This window comes from Nocardiopsis sp. CNS-639, assembly GCF_000381685.1.
Taxonomy (GTDB): domain Bacteria; phylum Actinomycetota; class Actinomycetes; order Streptosporangiales; family Streptosporangiaceae; genus Nocardiopsis; species Nocardiopsis dassonvillei.
The window spans coordinates 25,168-42,140 of sequence record NZ_KB906859.1; the positions used below are offsets into that span (position 1 = coordinate 25,168).

Annotated in this window: 14 protein-coding genes and 1 tRNA gene; 9 read left to right on the forward strand and 6 right to left on the reverse strand. The window is 72.7% G+C overall.

What is annotated here, in order from left to right:
* Positions 1-44 precede the first annotated feature (44 nt).
* Positions 45-118: transfer RNA gene (locus tag G011_RS0111270), tRNA-Leu, on the forward strand.
* Between the two features lie 104 nt (positions 119-222).
* Here G011_RS0111270 and G011_RS0111275 read toward each other — a convergent pair.
* Positions 223-2,058, reverse strand: coding sequence for a PucR family transcriptional regulator (locus tag G011_RS0111275; RefSeq protein WP_026338216.1), 1,836 nt, complete (start codon positions 2,056-2,058; stop codon positions 223-225).
* Positions 2,059-2,199: 141 nt separating this feature from the next.
* Between G011_RS0111275 and pruA the strand changes: the two genes are divergently transcribed.
* From pruA to G011_RS0111290, 3 genes are all read left to right on the forward strand, one after another.
* Entirely contained in the window at positions 2,200-3,825 is a 1,626-nt protein-coding gene (gene pruA, locus G011_RS0111280) for an L-glutamate gamma-semialdehyde dehydrogenase (protein ID WP_019608568.1), read from the forward strand.
* A 135-nt stretch (positions 3,826-3,960) separates the two neighbouring features.
* Positions 3,961-4,887: a proline dehydrogenase family protein gene (locus G011_RS0111285; RefSeq protein ID WP_019608569.1), complete on the forward strand. Its 927-nt coding sequence runs from the start codon at positions 3,961-3,963 to the stop codon at positions 4,885-4,887.
* A 247-nt stretch (positions 4,888-5,134) separates the two neighbouring features.
* A complete protein-coding gene (locus G011_RS0111290; protein WP_019608570.1) occupies positions 5,135-6,067 on the forward strand; it encodes a Bax inhibitor-1/YccA family protein in 933 nt (310 codons plus the stop codon).
* Between the two features lie 128 nt (positions 6,068-6,195).
* Here the strand turns inward: G011_RS0111290 and G011_RS0111295 are convergent, their stop codons facing one another.
* The 3 genes from G011_RS0111295 to G011_RS0111305 form a co-directional block, all read right to left on the reverse strand.
* Positions 6,196-6,447, reverse strand: coding sequence for a DUF4287 domain-containing protein (locus G011_RS0111295; RefSeq protein ID WP_013151139.1), 252 nt, complete (start codon positions 6,445-6,447; stop codon positions 6,196-6,198).
* Positions 6,448-6,791: 344 nt separating this feature from the next.
* On the reverse strand, positions 6,792-8,012 hold the full coding sequence (locus G011_RS0111300; protein ID WP_019608571.1) for an acetyl-CoA C-acetyltransferase: 1,221 nt from the start codon (positions 8,010-8,012) through the stop codon (positions 6,792-6,794).
* A 133-nt stretch (positions 8,013-8,145) separates the two neighbouring features.
* Positions 8,146-9,198, reverse strand: coding sequence for an SGNH/GDSL hydrolase family protein (locus tag G011_RS0111305; RefSeq protein WP_019608572.1), 1,053 nt, complete (start codon positions 9,196-9,198; stop codon positions 8,146-8,148).
* A gap of 377 nt (positions 9,199-9,575) precedes the next feature.
* On the opposite strand from G011_RS0111305, the gene G011_RS0111310 reads away from it, so the two are divergent.
* From G011_RS0111310 to G011_RS0111320, 3 genes are all read left to right on the forward strand, one after another.
* Positions 9,576-10,952 carry a cystathionine beta-synthase gene (locus tag G011_RS0111310; RefSeq protein WP_019608573.1) on the forward strand — a complete coding sequence of 459 codons (1,377 nt, stop codon included), beginning with the start codon at positions 9,576-9,578 and terminating at the stop codon, positions 10,950-10,952.
* A gap of 149 nt (positions 10,953-11,101) precedes the next feature.
* A complete protein-coding gene (locus G011_RS0111315) occupies positions 11,102-11,842 on the forward strand; it encodes an acyltransferase (protein WP_013151143.1) in 741 nt (246 codons plus the stop codon).
* 188 nt (positions 11,843-12,030) lie between these two features.
* A complete protein-coding gene (locus G011_RS0111320) occupies positions 12,031-13,176 on the forward strand; it encodes a cystathionine gamma-synthase (RefSeq protein ID WP_019608574.1) in 1,146 nt (381 codons plus the stop codon).
* Positions 13,177-13,352: 176 nt separating this feature from the next.
* Here the strand turns inward: G011_RS0111320 and G011_RS0111325 are convergent, their stop codons facing one another.
* Complete coding sequence (locus G011_RS0111325; RefSeq protein WP_019608575.1) at positions 13,353-13,592, reverse strand: hypothetical protein; 240 nt, start codon at positions 13,590-13,592, stop codon at positions 13,353-13,355.
* A 309-nt stretch (positions 13,593-13,901) separates the two neighbouring features.
* On the opposite strand from G011_RS0111325, the gene G011_RS0111330 reads away from it, so the two are divergent.
* Entirely contained in the window at positions 13,902-14,627 is a 726-nt protein-coding gene (locus G011_RS0111330) for a GntR family transcriptional regulator (protein ID WP_013151146.1), read from the forward strand.
* Positions 14,628-14,635: 8 nt separating this feature from the next.
* Entirely contained in the window at positions 14,636-15,448 is an 813-nt protein-coding gene (locus G011_RS0111335; RefSeq protein WP_019608576.1) for a GntR family transcriptional regulator, read from the forward strand.
* Between the two features lie 234 nt (positions 15,449-15,682).
* On the opposite strand, the gene G011_RS0111340 is transcribed toward G011_RS0111335, so the two are convergent.
* Entirely contained in the window at positions 15,683-16,933 is a 1,251-nt protein-coding gene (locus tag G011_RS0111340) for a VWA domain-containing protein (protein WP_026338217.1), read from the reverse strand.
* Positions 16,934-16,973: the final 40 nt, after the last annotated feature.

Consider the following 16,973-nt stretch of genomic DNA (forward strand, 5'->3'; position numbering starts at 1 on the left):
CCAAGTCAAAGTGGGCAATCAACCCGCCCGGTATGATGGGCCACGCCCTCGTAGCCCAATGGAAGAGGCAGGCCCCCTAAAAGGGTCACAAGTGTCGGTTCGAGTCCGACCGGGGGTACCCACGGCAACCAGCTCCGACGACGCCTGCTCACCGAGCAGGCGTCGTGTATTTTGCGAGCCGGACGCCGCCCCGTGTGCCCGCCGGGCTCCCGCGGCGGTCCCTCAGCGCGGCGGTCCCTGCTGCTCCATCAACAGCTGCAACTGCGTGAACAGGCGCTCCCCGGGGTCCCCCAAGTCGATCCCGCTCACCGACGCCGCCCGGCGCACCCGGTACCGCAGCGTGTTCGGGTGGATGTGCAGCCGCTCCGCCGCCGCCCGCGCGTCCCCGAACGCCTCCAGGTAGGCCAGCAGGGAGCGCACCAGGTCGGCGCCGCCCGCGCGGTCGTGCTCGATCAGCCGGCTCACCCGCGGGTCCCGCAGCGACGGGTCCTCGCGCAGCCGTGCCAGCGTCTCGCTGACCAGCACCCGCGAGCGCACGTCGGAGATGGTCGCCACGTCCCAGCCCGGACCCCGGTCGGGAGAGCGTTCCACCGCGTCCAGGACCCGGTCCGCCTCCGCGCGCGAGTCCGGCACGTCCCCCAGCCGCTCCACCAGCGACCCCACCGCCGCGTGCACCTCCAGTCCCAGCGCCGCGCGCGCCGCCGCCACCGTCTTGCGGGTCAACGCCAGCACTGACCGCTCCACCCCGCGCCGCCCCTCCCGGGCGCGCGCCAGATCCGGCAGCAGCACGTAGACCCGACCGCCCAGCGCGGTCACCAGGGCGCTGCGCCGGTAGGCCGCGGTGTGCACCGACACCAGGTCGATCAGCTGGCGGCGGCGCAACTCGCGCTCGGGCCGGTCGGGGCGCTCCTCCGCCGCGCCCTCGGGCCCCTCGACCAGGGCGAACGCCACCACCAGCGCGCCCCGGTCGGCGTGCACCTCCACGGTGTCGGCCAGTGCTCCGGCGTCGATCCTGCCCTCCAGCAGACTCGACAGCAGGTCCTCGCGCAGCCGCAGCCCCGCGCTGGCCTGCGTGCGCTGGCGGATCATCTGCAACGCGGTGGTGCGCGCCGCGCCCAACAGGGCCTCCTCCGCGTGCTCGGCCAGCGGCCGGTCGCCCTCCTGCACCCAGATCGCGCCCAGCGGCTGGCGTCCCGCGTGGATGCCCACCGCCAACCGGCGCCTGATGCCCAGTTCGGGGTGCTCCTCCACCCGCACCACCTCCTCGCCCGCGCGCAGCTTGGCGAACACCCCCCACTCGCGCAGCAGCGCCAGGTACGACTCCGGGCCGCGCCGCCCCAGCACCGACAGCCGCCGCAGCTCGTCCACCTCGGCGCCGCTGGAGTAGGCCAGCACCCGGCTCGCCGCGTCCTCGATGCTCACCAGCCCGCCGGTGAGCCTGGCGATGGTCTGCGCCATGGAGAACAGGTCGCCGCCGGACTCGCCCAGGTCCTCCGAGGCGGTCAGGCGGGCCTCGTCCAGGATGGACCGGCACACCGACTGCAACTGGTCCCAGCGCACCTCGGGGCGCACCGCGAGCAGGGCGATCCCCGCCTCCCGCGCCTCGGTGCGCAGCGCCCGCGCCTCGTCACCGCCTCCGGGCCGGGGGCGGCCGGGGCGCGTCCCCGCGGTCGGCGGCGCCTCCTCCGACGCCGCGTGCGTGCTGGTCTTGACCGCGACGGCCGTGGCGCCGCGCTCGGCCAGCGCCCTGACCAGGCGCCGCGCGGAGGCGCCCCGCGCCCCGATCAGCAGCACCAGGTCCCCCTCGCGCACCTCCGTGCGGTCCTCCGGGTCGAGGATGACGACGTTGTCCACCTGGACATCGAGCCCGTCCGGAGCGGCGGCCACGTCCACGACGGGGTCACCCAGGGCCAGCAGCAGTCCGCGCAGGGGCAGACCCGTGGTCCTGTCATCGGATGAACCATCCTGAACAGGAGGAACCTCCGGCCGCGGGCGCGGTCGGGGCGCCCCGCCGCCGGAGGCGGGGCGCGGGTCGGATGCGGGGCGGTCGTCGCTCATGTGTGTCCCATTTTGTCCTGGAGAACAAATAAGGCGGGCAAAGAGTGGCCTGGTCCACAAGGTTCGCACGCCCTGCTTCTGGGAGCGTTGAGTCAGCCAACCCTGCTTGTTTCAGGGACATTCTTCACCGGGAAGGTGCCCATGGACGCCGTGACCAACGTCCCTCTGCCCCAGAACGAGCCCGTTCTGTCCTACGCGCCCGGCAGCGCCGAGCGCGAGGAACTCGTGGCCAAGCTGGAGGAGCTCGGCAGCCGGAGCATCGACCTGCCGATGCGCATCGGCGGCGAGAGCCGCATGGGCGGCGGCGAGCCCATCGACGTCGTGCAGCCGCACCGCCACGCCGCGGTCCTGGGCACCATGCGCAACGCCACCCACGAGGACGCCCGCGACGCCGTCGCCGCAGCCAAGGCCGCCGCCCCCGCCTGGCGCGCGATGTCCTTCGACGACCGCGCCGCCATCCTCCTGCGCGCCGCCGAACTGCTCTCGGGCCCCTGGCGCGCCACCATCAACGCCGCCACCATGCTCGGCCAGTCCAAGACCGTGCAGCAGGCGGAGATCGACTCGGCCTGCGAGCTGATCGACTTCTGGCGCTTCAACGTCTCCTACGCCCGCGACCTGATCGCCCAGCAGCCGCTGAGCGTCAAGGGCGTGTGGAACCGCATGGAGCAGCGCCCCCTGGAGGGGTTCGTCTACGCGATCACCCCCTTCAACTTCACCGCCATCGCGGGCAACCTGCCCACCGCCCCGGCCCTGATGGGCAACGTGGTCGTGTGGAAGCCGTCCCCGACCCAGCAGTTCGCCGCCGAGCTGACCATGCGCCTGCTGGAGGAGGCGGGCATGCCCCCCGGCGTCATCAACATGGTCACCGGTGACGGCCTCGCCGTCTCCGACGTCGCCCTCAACGACCCGGAGCTGGCCGGTGTGCACTTCACCGGTTCGACCAGGACCTTCCAGCACCTGTGGAAGAGCGTGGGCGAGAACATCGCCAACTACCGCTCCTACCCGCGCATCGTCGGCGAGACCGGCGGCAAGGACTTCATCGTCGCCCACTCCTCGGCCGACCCCGAGGTCCTGCGCACCGCCATCGTGCGCGGCGCCTTCGAGTACCAGGGCCAGAAGTGCTCGGCCGCCTCGCGCGCCTTCGTCGCCCGCTCGGTGTGGGAGCAGGTCCGCGACGACCTCGTCGCCGAGACCGAGGCCCTGACCATGGGCGACGTCACCGACCTGTCCAACTTCGTCGGCGCCGTCATCGACCGCCGCGCCTTCGACAAGCTGGCCAAGGTCCTGGAGGACGCCAAGTCCGACCCGACCCTGACCGTCCTGGCGGGCGGCACCGCCGACGACTCCGTCGGCTACTTCGTGCGCCCCACCATCATCGAGGGCACCGACCCGTCCCACGACGTGTTCCGCACCGAGTACTTCGGCCCGGTCGTCGCCGTCCACGTCTACGAGGACGAGAAGTTCGACGAGGTCCTCAAGATCGTCGACGAGGGCTCGGCCTACGCCCTGACCGGCGCCGTCCTGGCCAGGGACCGCGCCGCCGTGGCCAAGGCCAGCGAGGCCCTGCGCTTCGCCGCGGGCAACTTCTACGTCAACGACCGCCCGACCGGCTCCATCGTGGGCCAGCAGCCCTTCGGCGGCGGGCGCGCCTCCGGCACCAACGACAAGGCGGGTTCGGCGCAGAACCTGTCCCGCTGGTCCAGCCCGCGCGCCATCAAGGAGACCTTCGTCGCGCCGACGGTCTCCTCCTACCCCCACCAGGGCTGATGAGGAGCCCGGGCCCCCTCCCGTCCTGAGGGGGCCCGGGAACCAGCCCGCATCCACCGGCGCGGCCGGGACGAACCCCGCCGCGCCCCGCCCGCGCCAGCCCATCGGCTCGCGCACGTCTTTCCCGAGGTCACCATGCTTCGCAAACCCCTGCTACTCGCCGCCAGGTCCCAGACCTGCCGCACCATCGTCGAGCGCACCCCCGTCACCCGGGCCATGGTCAAGCGGTTCGTCGCGGGCTCCACCCAGGCCGAAGCGCTCCCCGTGGTCGGGGAGCTGACCCGGGACCGCCACGTCACCCTGGACTTCCTGGGCGAGGACACCACCGACACGGCCCAGGCCGAGGCGACGGTGACCGCCTACCAGGACCTGCTGGCCGCGCTGGGCGAGGCGGGTCTGGCCGAGCGGGCCGAGGTCTCGGTCAAGCTCTCGGCCGTGGGCCAGTTCCTCAACAGCGACGGCGAGAAGATCGCCCTGGACAACGCCCGTCGGATCGCCGAGGCGGCCAAGGCGGTCGGCACCACGATGACCCTGGACATGGAGGACCACACCACCACCGACTCCACGCTGGGCATCCTGCGCGAACTGCGCCAGGACTTCCCCTTCGTGGGCGCGGTGCTCCAGGCCTACCTGCGCCGCACCGAGGCCGACTGCCGCGACCTGAGCGGGGCCGGTTCGCGCGTGCGCCTGTGCAAGGGGGCCTACGACGAGCCCGAGTCGGTGGCCTTCCGCGACAAGGCCGAGGTGGACAAGGCCTACGTGCGCGCGCTGCGTGTGCTGATGGAGGGCGAGGGCTACCCGATGGTGGCCTCGCACGACCCGCGCATGATCGCCATCGCCGGCTCGCTGGCCGCCGCCAACGGCCGCGGCGAGGACGACTTCGAGTACCAGATGCTCTACGGCATCCGCGACGCCGAGCAGGTCCGGCTGGCCGCCGAGGGCAACCGGATGCGGGTCTACGTGCCCTACGGCGACGAGTGGTACGGCTACTACATGCGCCGTCTGGCGGAGCGTCCGGCGAACGTGCTCTTCCTCGCCCGTTCCCTGGTCACGCGCGGCTAACGCGGCCCTCACGGCTCCGTCGCCCGCGGGCGGCCCGGGCCGAGGGGGAGGGGGTCGGTGTCCTCGGGCGCCGGCCCCCTCCGCGTGTCCGCGGGGCGGGCGCCCACGCGCCGCGGAGGGCCGCCGGCCGGCCCCGGCCGGGCCGCGGCGCCGTGTCTGAACAGTGACCTTGCCCGTGGAACTCCGGATGAGGAGCGTACGTTACCTTGTGGGCAGCAATCCACGCGTGAAAGGGTCTTGACTAGACATGCGGATGCGGAGTTCCAACCCCGTCCTCAAGCGGGCGCTCCAGCAGGCCGGTCCTGCCGGGCACGCCCAGCAGGGGTTCAACGGCCAGCCGGGTTACGGCTACGGCCAGCAGCAGGGTCCCTACGGCCAGCCGGGGTACGGACAACCGTACCCGCAGCAGGGGTACGGCCAGCCCTACCCCCAGCAGGGCTACCCCGGCGGTCCGGTGCAGAGCACCGACAACCAGCCGATGACCATCGACGACGTGGTCGTGCGCACCGGTATGACGCTCGGTGTGGTCGCGGCCTTCGCCGTCGTCAACTACTTCCTCTTCAGCTCGGCTCCGGGCATCGCCGTGGTGCTCACCCTCGTGGGTGCGCTCGGCGGTCTGGTGCTGGGCCTGGTGATCTCCTTCAAGCAGATCACCAACCCCGTCGCCATCCTGAGCTACGCCGCCCTGGAGGGCCTGCTCGTCGGCGGCATCTCCGCGATCCTGGCCAACAGCCTGTCGGTCACCACCGGTGACGCCGGTGCGGGCGGCACGCTCGTGACCCAGGCGGTGCTGGGCACCGTCGTGGTGTTCGCCGTGATGCTCGCCCTGTACAAGTTCCGCGTCATCAAGGTGACCGACGGCTTCGTCAAGGTCGTCACGTACGCGGTCATCGGCGCCGCGGCCCTGATGCTGGTCAACTTCGTGGCCAGCTTCTTCATCGCGGGCGGCATCGGCCTGCGCGAGCCCAGCCCGCTCGGCCTGCTCATCGGCCTGGTGTTCGTGGTCCTGGCCGCGCTGACCCTGGCCATCGAGTTCCGCGGCATCGAGGAGGGCCTCAACGCCGGCATCCCCAACAAGTTCGCCTGGCAGTTCGCCTTCGGCCTGACCGTCTCCCTGGTCTGGCTCTACATCGAGATCCTGCGCCTGCTCTGGATCATCAAGTCGATCTTCGCGGAGTAGTCCGCGCCCGACGCGCGGAGCACTCCCGCGGCCGCCCACGGCGTCCGCACACCCACGCGAGGGGCCGCCGCCCGGACGTCCGTCCGGGCAGCGGCCCCTTCGCCGTGGTCGGCGAGCCCGCGGCGCGCTCAGGCCTTCCCGCGTCGGGGCGCGGGGATGGAGCGGTTCCTGCGACGGCGGTCGTACTCCGTCACGAGGGCCTGCGCGTACCACTGGGGCAACTCGTACTCGTCGGCGAGCCAGTTCGACCGGTCCTGGCAGCGCACCAGACCCGGTCCCCCGTCGAGGGCGTCGAACCACTCGTGGAGTCCCCGGCCGGTGACGACCGGGATGCGTTCGATGAGCTTGGCGTGGATCTCCGGCGAGTGGGTTACCGACATGGGCACCTCCGGCAGCGCGTTGGCGTGTGGCACTTACCTGCGACCCTGCATCAGGATCACGTTTTGGACAAGCCCCGGTCACCAGCTTTTACCTTGCCGGTGTGAGAACGTTCGTCTTGAAGGGGTATCCAGACGAACTCTGCTGTGACAGGCGGGGTTTCGTGCGTGTTCCGGAGACGGAGGGGCTGCCCGCCAGCTGCGCCCCCAGCGTCCGCGACCCTGACGCGGGGGACGGGGGCGGTCGGTCGCGGCACGGGCCGACGGGAGGGGCCGTGCACGGCGAAGGGCCCGCAAGCACCACCGGAACCCCGGCGGCGCTTCCGGGCCCCGGGCCTCGCGGAGCGTCAGCTCAGGCGCTCGAAGACGGCGGCCATGCCCTGCCCGCCGCCGACGCACATGGTCTCCAGGCCGAAGGTCCGGTCGTGGAAGCGCAGGCCGTTGATCAGCGTGCCGGTGATGCGGGCGCCGGTGCTGCCGAACGGGTGGCCGATCGCGATGGCGCCGCCGTTGACGTTGAGCTGGGAGTCGATGTCGATGCCCAGCTGGTCGGCGGAGGGCAGCACCTGCGCGGCGAAGGCCTCGTTGATCTCGACCAGGTCGATGTCGCCCATGGCCATGTTGGCGCGGGCCAGCGCCTGCCGGGAGGCCTCCACCGGGCCCAGGCCCATGATCTCCGGGCTCAGGCCGGTCACCCCGGTGGACACGATGCGGGCCAGCGGGGTGATGCCCAGCTGGGCGGCCTTGGTGTCGCTCATGACGACCACGGCCGAGGCGCCGTCGTTGAGCGGGCAGGCGTTGCCCGCGGTGACGGTGCCGTCGGGGCGGAACACCGGCTTGAGCTCGGAGACCTTCTCGTAGGTGGTGCCGCGGCGGATGCCGTCGTCGGTGCTGACCACGGTGCCGTCGGGCAGGGTCACCGGGGTGATCTCGCGCTCCCAGAAGCCGTTGTCCAGGGACTTCTCGGCGAGGTTCTGCGAGCGGACCGCGAACTCGTCCTGGCGCTGGCGCGAGACGCCGGTGGCCTGGGCGACGTTCTCGGCGGTCTGGCCCATCGCGATGTAGGCGTCGGGCAGGTTGCCGTCCTCGCGCGGGTCGGTCCAGGTTCCGGCACCGCCCTCGGCGCGCTTGGCGGTACGGGCCTTGGCGTCGTCGAAGAGCGGGTTCTCGTTGTTGCCGTCGTCGCTGCTGCCGTTGACGAACCGGCTGACGGTCTCCACGCCCGCGGAGACGAAGACGTCGCCCTCGCCCGCCTTGATGGCGTGGTAGGCCATCCGGGTGGTCTGGAGGGAGGAGGAGCAGTAGCGGGTGACCGTGGTGCCCGGGACGGTGTCCAGGCCCAGCTGGACGGCCACGATGCGGGCCATGTTGAAGCCCTGCTCGCCGCCGGGCAGGCCGCAGCCGAGCATCAGGTCGTCGATGCTGCCCGGGTCCAGCTCGGGGACCTTGGCCAGCGCCGCGCGGACGATCTGGGCGGTCAGGTCGTCCGGCCGGATGTCCTTGAGCGAGCCCTTGAAGGCGCGGCCGATGGGGGAGCGGGCGGTTGCGACGATGACTGCTTCGGGCATGGCTGCGTCCCTAACGGTTGAGGTGCTGCGTGTGCAGCTGTGGATCCGGAGGGCCGGGCGACCTGCTCCGGCCTCGGTTGTTACCGACCAGTAAACCTGGCCGGGGGGCCCGAACGCCACCCGGGGTCGACGTTCAGCTGCCCTCCCCGGAACGGTCGGTGTTCTCGGTCGTGGCCATCCCGGCCGGCCCGTCCGGGTGCCCGCGACCGCCCCGGAGGTGGAACGGGCCGCGCACGAGCGCCGCCCAGCGTCCGTGCCTGCCGGATGTGACCCCGCTGGCCTGGGCGTCCACCCGGGAGACCTCCGTTCCGGGGGTCTGGGCGGCCACCACGGCCGCGCGGTCCACCGGCAGGACACCGCTGCTGCGCTCGGCGCCGTCCAGCTCGGGCAGCAGCCCCAGGGCGGCGCAGGCCGAGGGCAGGACGGCGAAGGCGGCCTGCGAGTACCCGAGAGCTGACGGATGAAAACGGTCAGGCCCGAACATGGAAACAGGATCTGTCCGGAAATCGTCCGCCAGCACGTCGCTCATGGAGACCGCGCGGCCTCCGGCCTCGGTGACCGCGATGACCTGGGCGGCGGCGAGCTGGCGGGAGGCGAGGCGGGCCACCGAACGCAGCGGCCAGCCGATGGGCCGGACGGTGCCCAGGTCGGGGCAGGTGCCCACCACCACCTGCGTGCCGTGGTCGACCAGTTGGCGGACGGTCTCGCGGAGCTGGGCGACGGCGTGGTTGGGGCGCACGCGGCGGATGACGTCGTTGGCGCCGACGAAGATGACCGCGAGGTCGTAGCGGGTGGCCTCCTCCAGGGCGCGGGAGCGCTCGATCTGGACGGCCAGGTTGGCCGAGGTGGTGCCGGGGGAGGCGGTGCAGCGCAGGCGTACGGGGCGCTCGGCGGCCGCCGCCAGCCCCGAGGCCAGGAGGACGCCGGGGGTCTGGTCGGCCCGCTCGACCGCGAACCCGGCGGCGGTGGAGTCGCCCATCATCAGCATGCGGATCGGCGGCCCGGAGCCCCCGCCGTAGACGCCGTTGACCACGGGCCTGTCCCAGCGGGGGGAGCCGACCGCGCGCCTGGCCAGCCTGGCCTGGAGGTAGAGGAGTGCGACGGTGCCGCCGCCCACGAGCGTGAGCCCGCCGCCGCCGAACGCGGTGGCAGCGGCGATCCGTCTTGCGCGTGCGGCTCGCAGCACCGGACACCCCCGAGGCTCGGACCCGCCTGCCCTGGGCGGGACGGATACGAGCGAGGTTACCGGTGGACAACCCCGGAATCACGTACCTGAGCGGTACACAATCCGCGCCCCGGGGTGAGGGGAGCGGCATGGGCGGGACAGGGGCGGACGGCCGTCCCCCCGGGCGGGGGCGCGGGGCCGCCGGGCGTTCGGGCACCGGCCGCTCCGGCCTTCCTCCGCGGGAGGGCGGCCGGTTTCCCGACGCAGCGGAACCGGCTGGTGGAGACCATTAGAGTCTGAACTGAGACGGGTCGGACCGGCCCAGCGCCCCGGGCTCGCCACCGGGGCGAGGACATGGCGGGCCGAAACCCGGCCGCCACGACGCAGAGGGAGCGCAAGTGCGGGTATACGACTCACTGATCGACCTGGTCGGGGACACTCCGCTCGTCCGTTTGAACAAGGTCACCCAGGTCCTCGGCCCGAACGCCCCGACGGTCCTCGCCAAGGTCGAGTACTTCAACCCGGGCGGCTCGGTCAAGGACCGCATCGCGCTGCGCATGGTCGAGGCGGCCGAGAAGAGCGGCGAGCTCAAGCCGGGCGGCACCATCGTCGAGCCGACCTCGGGCAACACCGGCATCGGCCTGGCCATCGTGGCCCAGGAGAAGGGCTACCGCTGCGTCTTCGTCTGCCCGGACAAGGTCGGCCCGGACAAGCTCTCGGTCCTGCGCGCCTACGGTGCCGAGGTCGTGGTCTGCCCGACCACCGTCGCCCCCGACCACCCGGAGTCCTACTACTCCGTCTCCGACCGGCTGGCCACCGAGATCCCCGGCGCCTGGAAGCCCAACCAGTACGAGAACACGAACAACCCGGAGTCGCACTACCACAGCACCGGCCCCGAGATCTGGGAGCAGACCGAGGGCCGCATCACCCACTTCGTGGCGGGCATCGGCACCGGCGGCACCATCAGCGGGACCGGCCGCTACCTCAAGGAGGTCTCCGGCGGCGCGGTGCGTATCGTCGGCGCCGACCCCGAGGGCTCGGTCTACTCCGGCGGCTCGGGCCGCCCGTACCTGGTCGAGGGCGTGGGCGAGGACATCTGGCCCGGCACCTACGACACCTCGGTGTGCGACGACATCGTGGCGGTCAGCGACAAGGACTCCTTCCTCATGACCCGCCGTCTGGCCCGCGAGGAGGCCCTGCTGGTGGGAGGCTCCTGCGGCCTGGCCGTCGAGGCGGCCCTGCGCGTGGCCCGGGACGCCGGTCCCGACGACGTCATCGTCGTGCTGCTGCCCGACGGCGGCCGCGGCTACCTCGGCAAGATCTTCAACGACGAGTGGATGGCCGACTACGGCTTCCTGTCGGCCGAGACCGAGGAGGCCACGGCGGGCCAGGTGCTGGCCGCCAAGGGCGGGGAGATGCCCGACTTCGTGCACGCCCACCCGGACGAGACCGTCGGCACGGCCGTGGCCATCATGCGCGAGTACGGCGTCTCCCAGCTGCCGGTGATGAAGGAGGAGCCCCCGGTCATGGCCGCCGAGGTGGTCGGCTCCATCGCCGAGCGCGACCTCCTCGACGCCCTCTTCGACGGCCGCGCGCAGCTGGACGACCTGGTGGAGACCCACATGGGCAGGCCGCTGGCCACGGTGGGCACCGGCACCCCCGTGAGCGACTGTGTCCGCCTGCTGCGCGGGTCCGGCGCCCTGGTGGTGCTGCGCGACGGCAAGCCGGTGGGGATCCTCACCCGCCAGGACCTGCTGGCCCACCTGTCGGGCTGATCCCGTCCGCGGGAGCCTCCGCGAAGCCGCCACGGGGCCCGGACCGCGCTCGAACCGAGCACGGTTCGGGCCCCGCTGTGTACCGACCGGACATGTCGTCGCATACTCGAACACTGCTAATGTTCGCGACAGTTACTGGTAGGTAATAAATGGGGGCACGCGTGTCGCGGCTGTTGTCCTGGGTTCTCCGCTCCGTCTGGTCGTACGCCCGCACCAAGGCCGAAATCCGCGCCGACTCCAGGGCGGCCCGCAGGTTCGCGCGCTTCGGCACGGGCTCGGCGATCGCCTTCCCCACGGCCACCCTCTACGGCGAGCCCTGGATCGAGATCGGCGTGCACACCGTCCTGGGCGGGGACATGACCCTCGCCGCCGGGATGGGGCCCGACTACGACCTGGGCCCCGGGACGGTCGTGCGGATCGGCTCGGGCTGCGCCATCGGACGCGGCTCGCACATCGTCGCCCACAGGTCCGTGGACATCGGCGACCACGTGTACACCGGCCCCTACGTCTACATCACCGACCAGAACCACGCCTACGGCAACACCGAGATCCCCGTCGGCCTCCAGTGGCCGGTGGACGACCCCGTCAGCATCGGCGACGGCACCTGGATCGGCGCGAACGCGGTGATCCTGCCCGGCGTGCACCTGGGCCGCAACTCGGTCGTGGCCGCGGGCACCGTGGTCCGGCCGGGCACCTACCCCGACCACGCCGTCATCGCCGGCGTGCCCGGGAAGGTCGTGCGCACCCACGACCCGGAACTGGGCTGGGACCCGCCGCTGCGCGAGACCGGCACCCCCACCCGGGTGCCCACCCCCGTCACCGGGCTGCCGCCGGAGGTGCCCGCCGAGCCGCCCCGGCCCGGGTCCTCCACCCGCTTCCCGCCCGTCTAGGGCCGGTACGCGGGCAGCACGGTGCCGAGGGTCCCCGGGGACCCCCCGTTATCCAGGAAACCGCGGGGAGGGCCCGCGGCGCCAGCCCCGGTCCGCGCCTGTGGACGGCTCCCAGGCGCGCCCGCGCCCGCTGGCGCCGGCCTGTGGAAAACGCGATCGGTGAGGTCAGCGGGCACTAAGGTGGCCCCATGAAGTTCGACGGGTTTGAAACGCTGGCCATCCACGCGGGGCAGGAGCCGGACGCCGGAACCGGGTCCGTGGTGGTGCCGATCTACCAGACGAGCACCTACGCCCAGGACGGCGTGGGCGGTCTGCGCCAGGGCTACGAGTACTCGCGCACCGGCAACCCCACGCGCACGGCCCTGGAGGAGTGCCTGGCCGCCCTGGAGGCCGGGGTGCGCGGCCTGGCCTTCGCCTCCGGCATGGCCGCCGAGGACACCCTGCTGCGCACGGTGCTCTCGCCCGGCGACCACCTGATCATCCCCGGCGACGCCTACGGCGGCACCTTCCGCCTGGTCTCCAAGGTGGTCGAGCGCTGGGGTGTGCAGTGGGACGCGGTCGACCAGTCCGACCCCGAGGCCGTGCGCGCGGCCGTGCGGCCCAACACCAGGGTGGTGTGGACCGAGACGCCCACCAACCCCCTGCTCAACATCACCGACATCGAGGCCGTCGCGCAGATCGCGCACGACGCCGGCGCCCTGCACGTGGTCGACAACACCTTCGCCTCGTCCTACCTCCAGCAGCCGCTGACCCTGGGCGCGGACGTGGTCGTGCACTCCACCACCAAGTACCTGGGCGGGCACTCCGACGTGGTCGGGGGAGCGCTGGTGGTCTCCGACGCCGAGCTGGGCGAGCGGCTGGCCTTCCACCAGAACACCATGGGCGCGGTCCCGGGGCCGTTCGACTCCTGGCTGACCCTGCGCGGGATCAAGACCCTGGGCGTGCGCATGGACCGGCACAGCGCCAACGCCGAGAAGGTGGTGGCGGCCCTGGAGGGCCACCCCGCGGTGCGCCGGGTGTTCTACCCCGGATTGGACACCCACCCGGGGCACAAGACCGCCGAACGGCAGATGAGGGCCTTCGGCGGCATGGTCTCCTTCGCCCTGCGCGACGGTGAGAAGGCGGCGCTCGCCCTGTGCGAGCGCACCGAGGTCTTCACCCTCGGCGAGTCCCTGGGCGGGGTGGAGTCCCTGATCGAGCACCCGGGGCGGATGACGCACGCGTCCACCGCGGGCTCCCCGCTGGAGGTCCCGGCCGACCTGGTGCGGATCTCCGTGGGCATCGAGTCCGCCGACGACCTGGTGGCGGACCTGCTCCAGGCCCTGGAGGGCTAGGAGGGGCGTCGCGCGGATCGGCTCTCGTCGGTCCGCGCCGGCGGCCTCGGCCGCCTCGGCCGCCTCGGCTCCTGGGCTGGGGGAAGGAGTAGCAGGGCTCTCGGGGGTGGGGGTCACCGCCGGGCCCGTCCGCGCCGCGGCTCCGTCGCCGCGGCGTCCGTCTCAGCGATTCCCGCTCAGACCGCGGTGGGCGTGCGGTCCGTGGAGGGGGCGGACGGGTGCTCCCCGTCGCGGAAGCGCAGCCCCACCACGAGGCTCCCGGTGCGGGAGAGGGGGGTGCCTTCGCCGTCCTCGCGCAGGGAGCGGTAGGTGCCCCGGCGGTCCTGTCGGCGGATGCCGATGGAGACGGCGAGGAAGAACCCCGCGGCCAGGCCCAGGAGTACGACTCCGACGAGGGCGATAACGATGGGGATCATGGTGTTCTCCTCGGGGGGAAGTTCCTATCCGTGTCCTGCGTGCCCTCCTCCGGAGAGGGGGGACGCCGAGCGGTGTCTCACCGTGGTGTTTCCTTTGCGGTGCCGCGGGGGTCAGGCGCCTGGGTCGAAGGGGAGGGGAACCGCCGACGCCCGTTCTGGGGAGTGTTCTTCCGGCGGTGTCGCGTACTGAGGGTGGCCTTCACTTAAAATGGGCTCATGTTGACCAGATGGACCTGATCTCCTGGTGTTCCGATCATCTTGTTGGTACAAGCTAGGTTGTTGGTCTCATACCCCGGCGAGGACTGATATATGCGGGCCGAAAGCAGATACCGACAGATCGCCCGAACCCTGCGGCGCGAGATCCAGGAGGGCTCCCTGACCCGGGGCGCGCAGCTGCCGTCGGAGAAGCAGCTGGAGGAGCGCTTCGAGGCGTCCCGCAACACGATCCGGCTGGCCCTGGGCATGCTGCGCAACCAGGGGCTGATCGTCAGCCGCCCCGGGCGCGGGCACTACGTCCAGGACGTGGTCCCCGAGACCTTCCACGCCAACCGCGTCGGCCCCGGGGGCCTTCACGAGTCCGGTATGACCGGGCAGGTCCTGGAGGAACTCCAGCTCCTCAGCGCCACCCCCGACATCGCCAGCCGCCTGCGCGTTCCCGAGGGCGACATGACGGTCGTCCGCCGGATGTACCGGTTCTCGGGGGAGGTCTCGGCCTCCGTCAGCACCGCCTACTACCCCATGGACCTCGTCGAGGGCACCCCGCTCATGCTTCCCGAGGACGTGGAGAGCGCCCTGTCGGTGCTGGCCGAGTACGGACAGCGCCAGGTCGGGTTCGTCGACGAGCTGGAGACCCGTATGCCCAGCCCGCAGGAGGCGGGCCAGCTCGAACTCCCGCCCGGGGTCCCGGTGCTGACCGTCCACCGGACCGACCTGTCCGAAGAGCGCCCCATCCGGCTCGTGCACACCGTCTACGCGGGCCACAGCATCCGCTACCAGTACGAAAACGGCAATATGAACGCCTACCACCGGGACTGAGCACAAGCATGAGCACGTCGAGGAAGACGGTTGTCGCCGACCACCTGCGCGAGGCACTGGCCAGGGGCGACTACAAGCCGGGTGAGCGGCTGCCGGGGGAGGAGGAGCTCGCCGAGCAGCTCGACGTCTCCCGCGCCACCGCCCGTCTGGGCATGCGCATCCTCCAGGACGAGGGGCGCGTCGCCATCCAGCCCGGACGCGGGGCCTTCGTCGCCGACCACCGGCCCATCGTCCACCTGGCCACCCCCGTGACGGGGGGCGGCGACTCCGAGCGCTTCGAGGCGGGCTACCAGCCCCACCTGCGCGAGGCCGGATACGACCAGGTCCAGGAGAAGATCAAGGTCAGCCTGGACACCATGCGCCCCAAGGTGGCCAAGCGCCTGCGCAGCGACGGGGCCGAGGGACGTACGCGCGGGGACCTGGTGGTCATCCGCTCCTCCGACCGGTTCGTCGACGGCGGCCTGTGGCAGTCCCAGGTCACCTACTTCCCGTACGGCATCGCCAGCAACACCCCGCTCATGTCCCCCGAACGTCTGGAGGAGGGCGTCACCGCCGTCCTGCGGTCACTGGGGTACCGGGAAGAGTGGAACTGGGACATCGTCGGCGCCCGGATGCCCTCCCAGGACGAGGCGGACTCCTTCGGGCTGGGGCCGGGCATCCCGCTGCTGGTGCAGGAGCGGGTGGTCTACGAGGGCATGCGCCCGCTGCGGTTCACCGAGACGGTCATGCCCGCCAACCGGCACCAGCTGCTCTACTCCGGCGGCGGCGCCCCCGAGGAGCTGCTGGTGCTGGCCTCCGACGTCAGCATCTTCGAGCGCTGACCCGCCGCGCCGCTGACCCGCCGCGCCGCTGACCCGTCGGGCCGCTGACCGGCTGGGCCGTCGGCAGCCCGCGCGGAGTTCGGAGCCGACCACACCGGGCCGCTGTCCCGGTACCCGGCCGGGCGGGCCGCTGTCCCGGGACCGGGCGGCACGAGCCCCGGCGGAGTCCCGGTGTCCGCGCCGGTTCCCCGCCGTGGTGGCCAAGTGGTCCGGCCCGCCCTCGCGGCGCCCGGCTCAGCGCAGGTAGCGGTCCACCACCAGCGGCCCCAGCTCCTCGGCTCCGGCGTGCACCACCCGCGTCCCGCGCCGCCGCTCCACCAGCTCCTGGAAGGCGCGCAGCCGCGGATCGTCCGCCAGCAGGAAGAAGGTCACCTCGGCGCCCCCGCGCAGGACGGCGTCCAGCTCGGCGAAGGTCAGCTCCACCGTGCGGGGGGCCGGGGGCCAGGAGAACCGGGCGTCGCCGTCCTCGCCCAGGTGCGCGGTGGGCTCGCCGTCGGTGACCACCAGTACCTGCGGGCGCAGGCCGCCGTGGCGCCGCAGGTGGGCGCGGGCCAGCCGCAGCGCGTGGTGCAGGTTCGTCCCGGGGACGCGGCGCCAGTCGTGCGCTACCAGTGAGGCGGGGGTCAGCTCCCGCGCCCGTTCCCCGAAGCCGACCAGGTGCAGCCGGTCCTGCGGGCGGCGCGTGGACACCAGGGTGTGCAGGGCCAGCGCGGTCCGGGTGGCGGCCTCGTGCAGGGACCGGGTCACCATCGAATGGGACAGGTCCACCAGCAGGGACACGGCCGCGGCCTCCGACGGCTCCGCCCCGGCCACCCGCACGTCCTCGGCCCGCAGCGCCACGCCGCGCTCTCCGGGGCGGGCCCGGCGCAGGGCCGCCTCGCGCACGGTCGCGACCGCGTCCAACGGCCGGTCGCCGTCCTCGTCGCGGGGCAGGGACAGGCCCGTGGGCTCCCCGCCGGGCGCGCTGCCTCCCCGGTGTGCTCCGCCGGGGCCTCCGCGTCCGCGCCGGGAGGCCTCGGCCTCGCGCAGCGCCACCTCGCCCAGGCGGCGCAGTTCGCGCGGGCTCAGGCCGTGGTCGGCCCCGTCCAGGCGGGCCAGGATGCGACCGGCCTCCCCGCCCAGCAGCCCCGGCAGACGGCCCAGGGCGGTGGCGTCCGCCTGGCCGAGGGCCGCGCGGTCGCCGTCGGCGTACCGGGACAGGACGTCCTCCAGGGCGGACAGCCGCCGCCGGTCCTCCTCGGACAGAACCCCCGGGCCGCTCGCGGAACCCGCCCCCGGGCCCCCACCGGTCGCGGAATCCACTCCCGGGTCCTCCGGGTCGGTCGCGGAACCCGTCTCCGGGACCCGCGAAGCGGAAGCCGCCTCCAGTGCCGAGGCGACCAGTACCAGCAGCTCTCGCGCCGCCGCCACGGCCTCCTCGGGTGGCGGGTCGGGCTCGGCCAGCGGGTCGGGTCCGCCCATGTACTCCCGGTACCGAAACCTCACAGGCGTCCGCCTCCCTCTCGCCTCGCGCACACGCACCGCT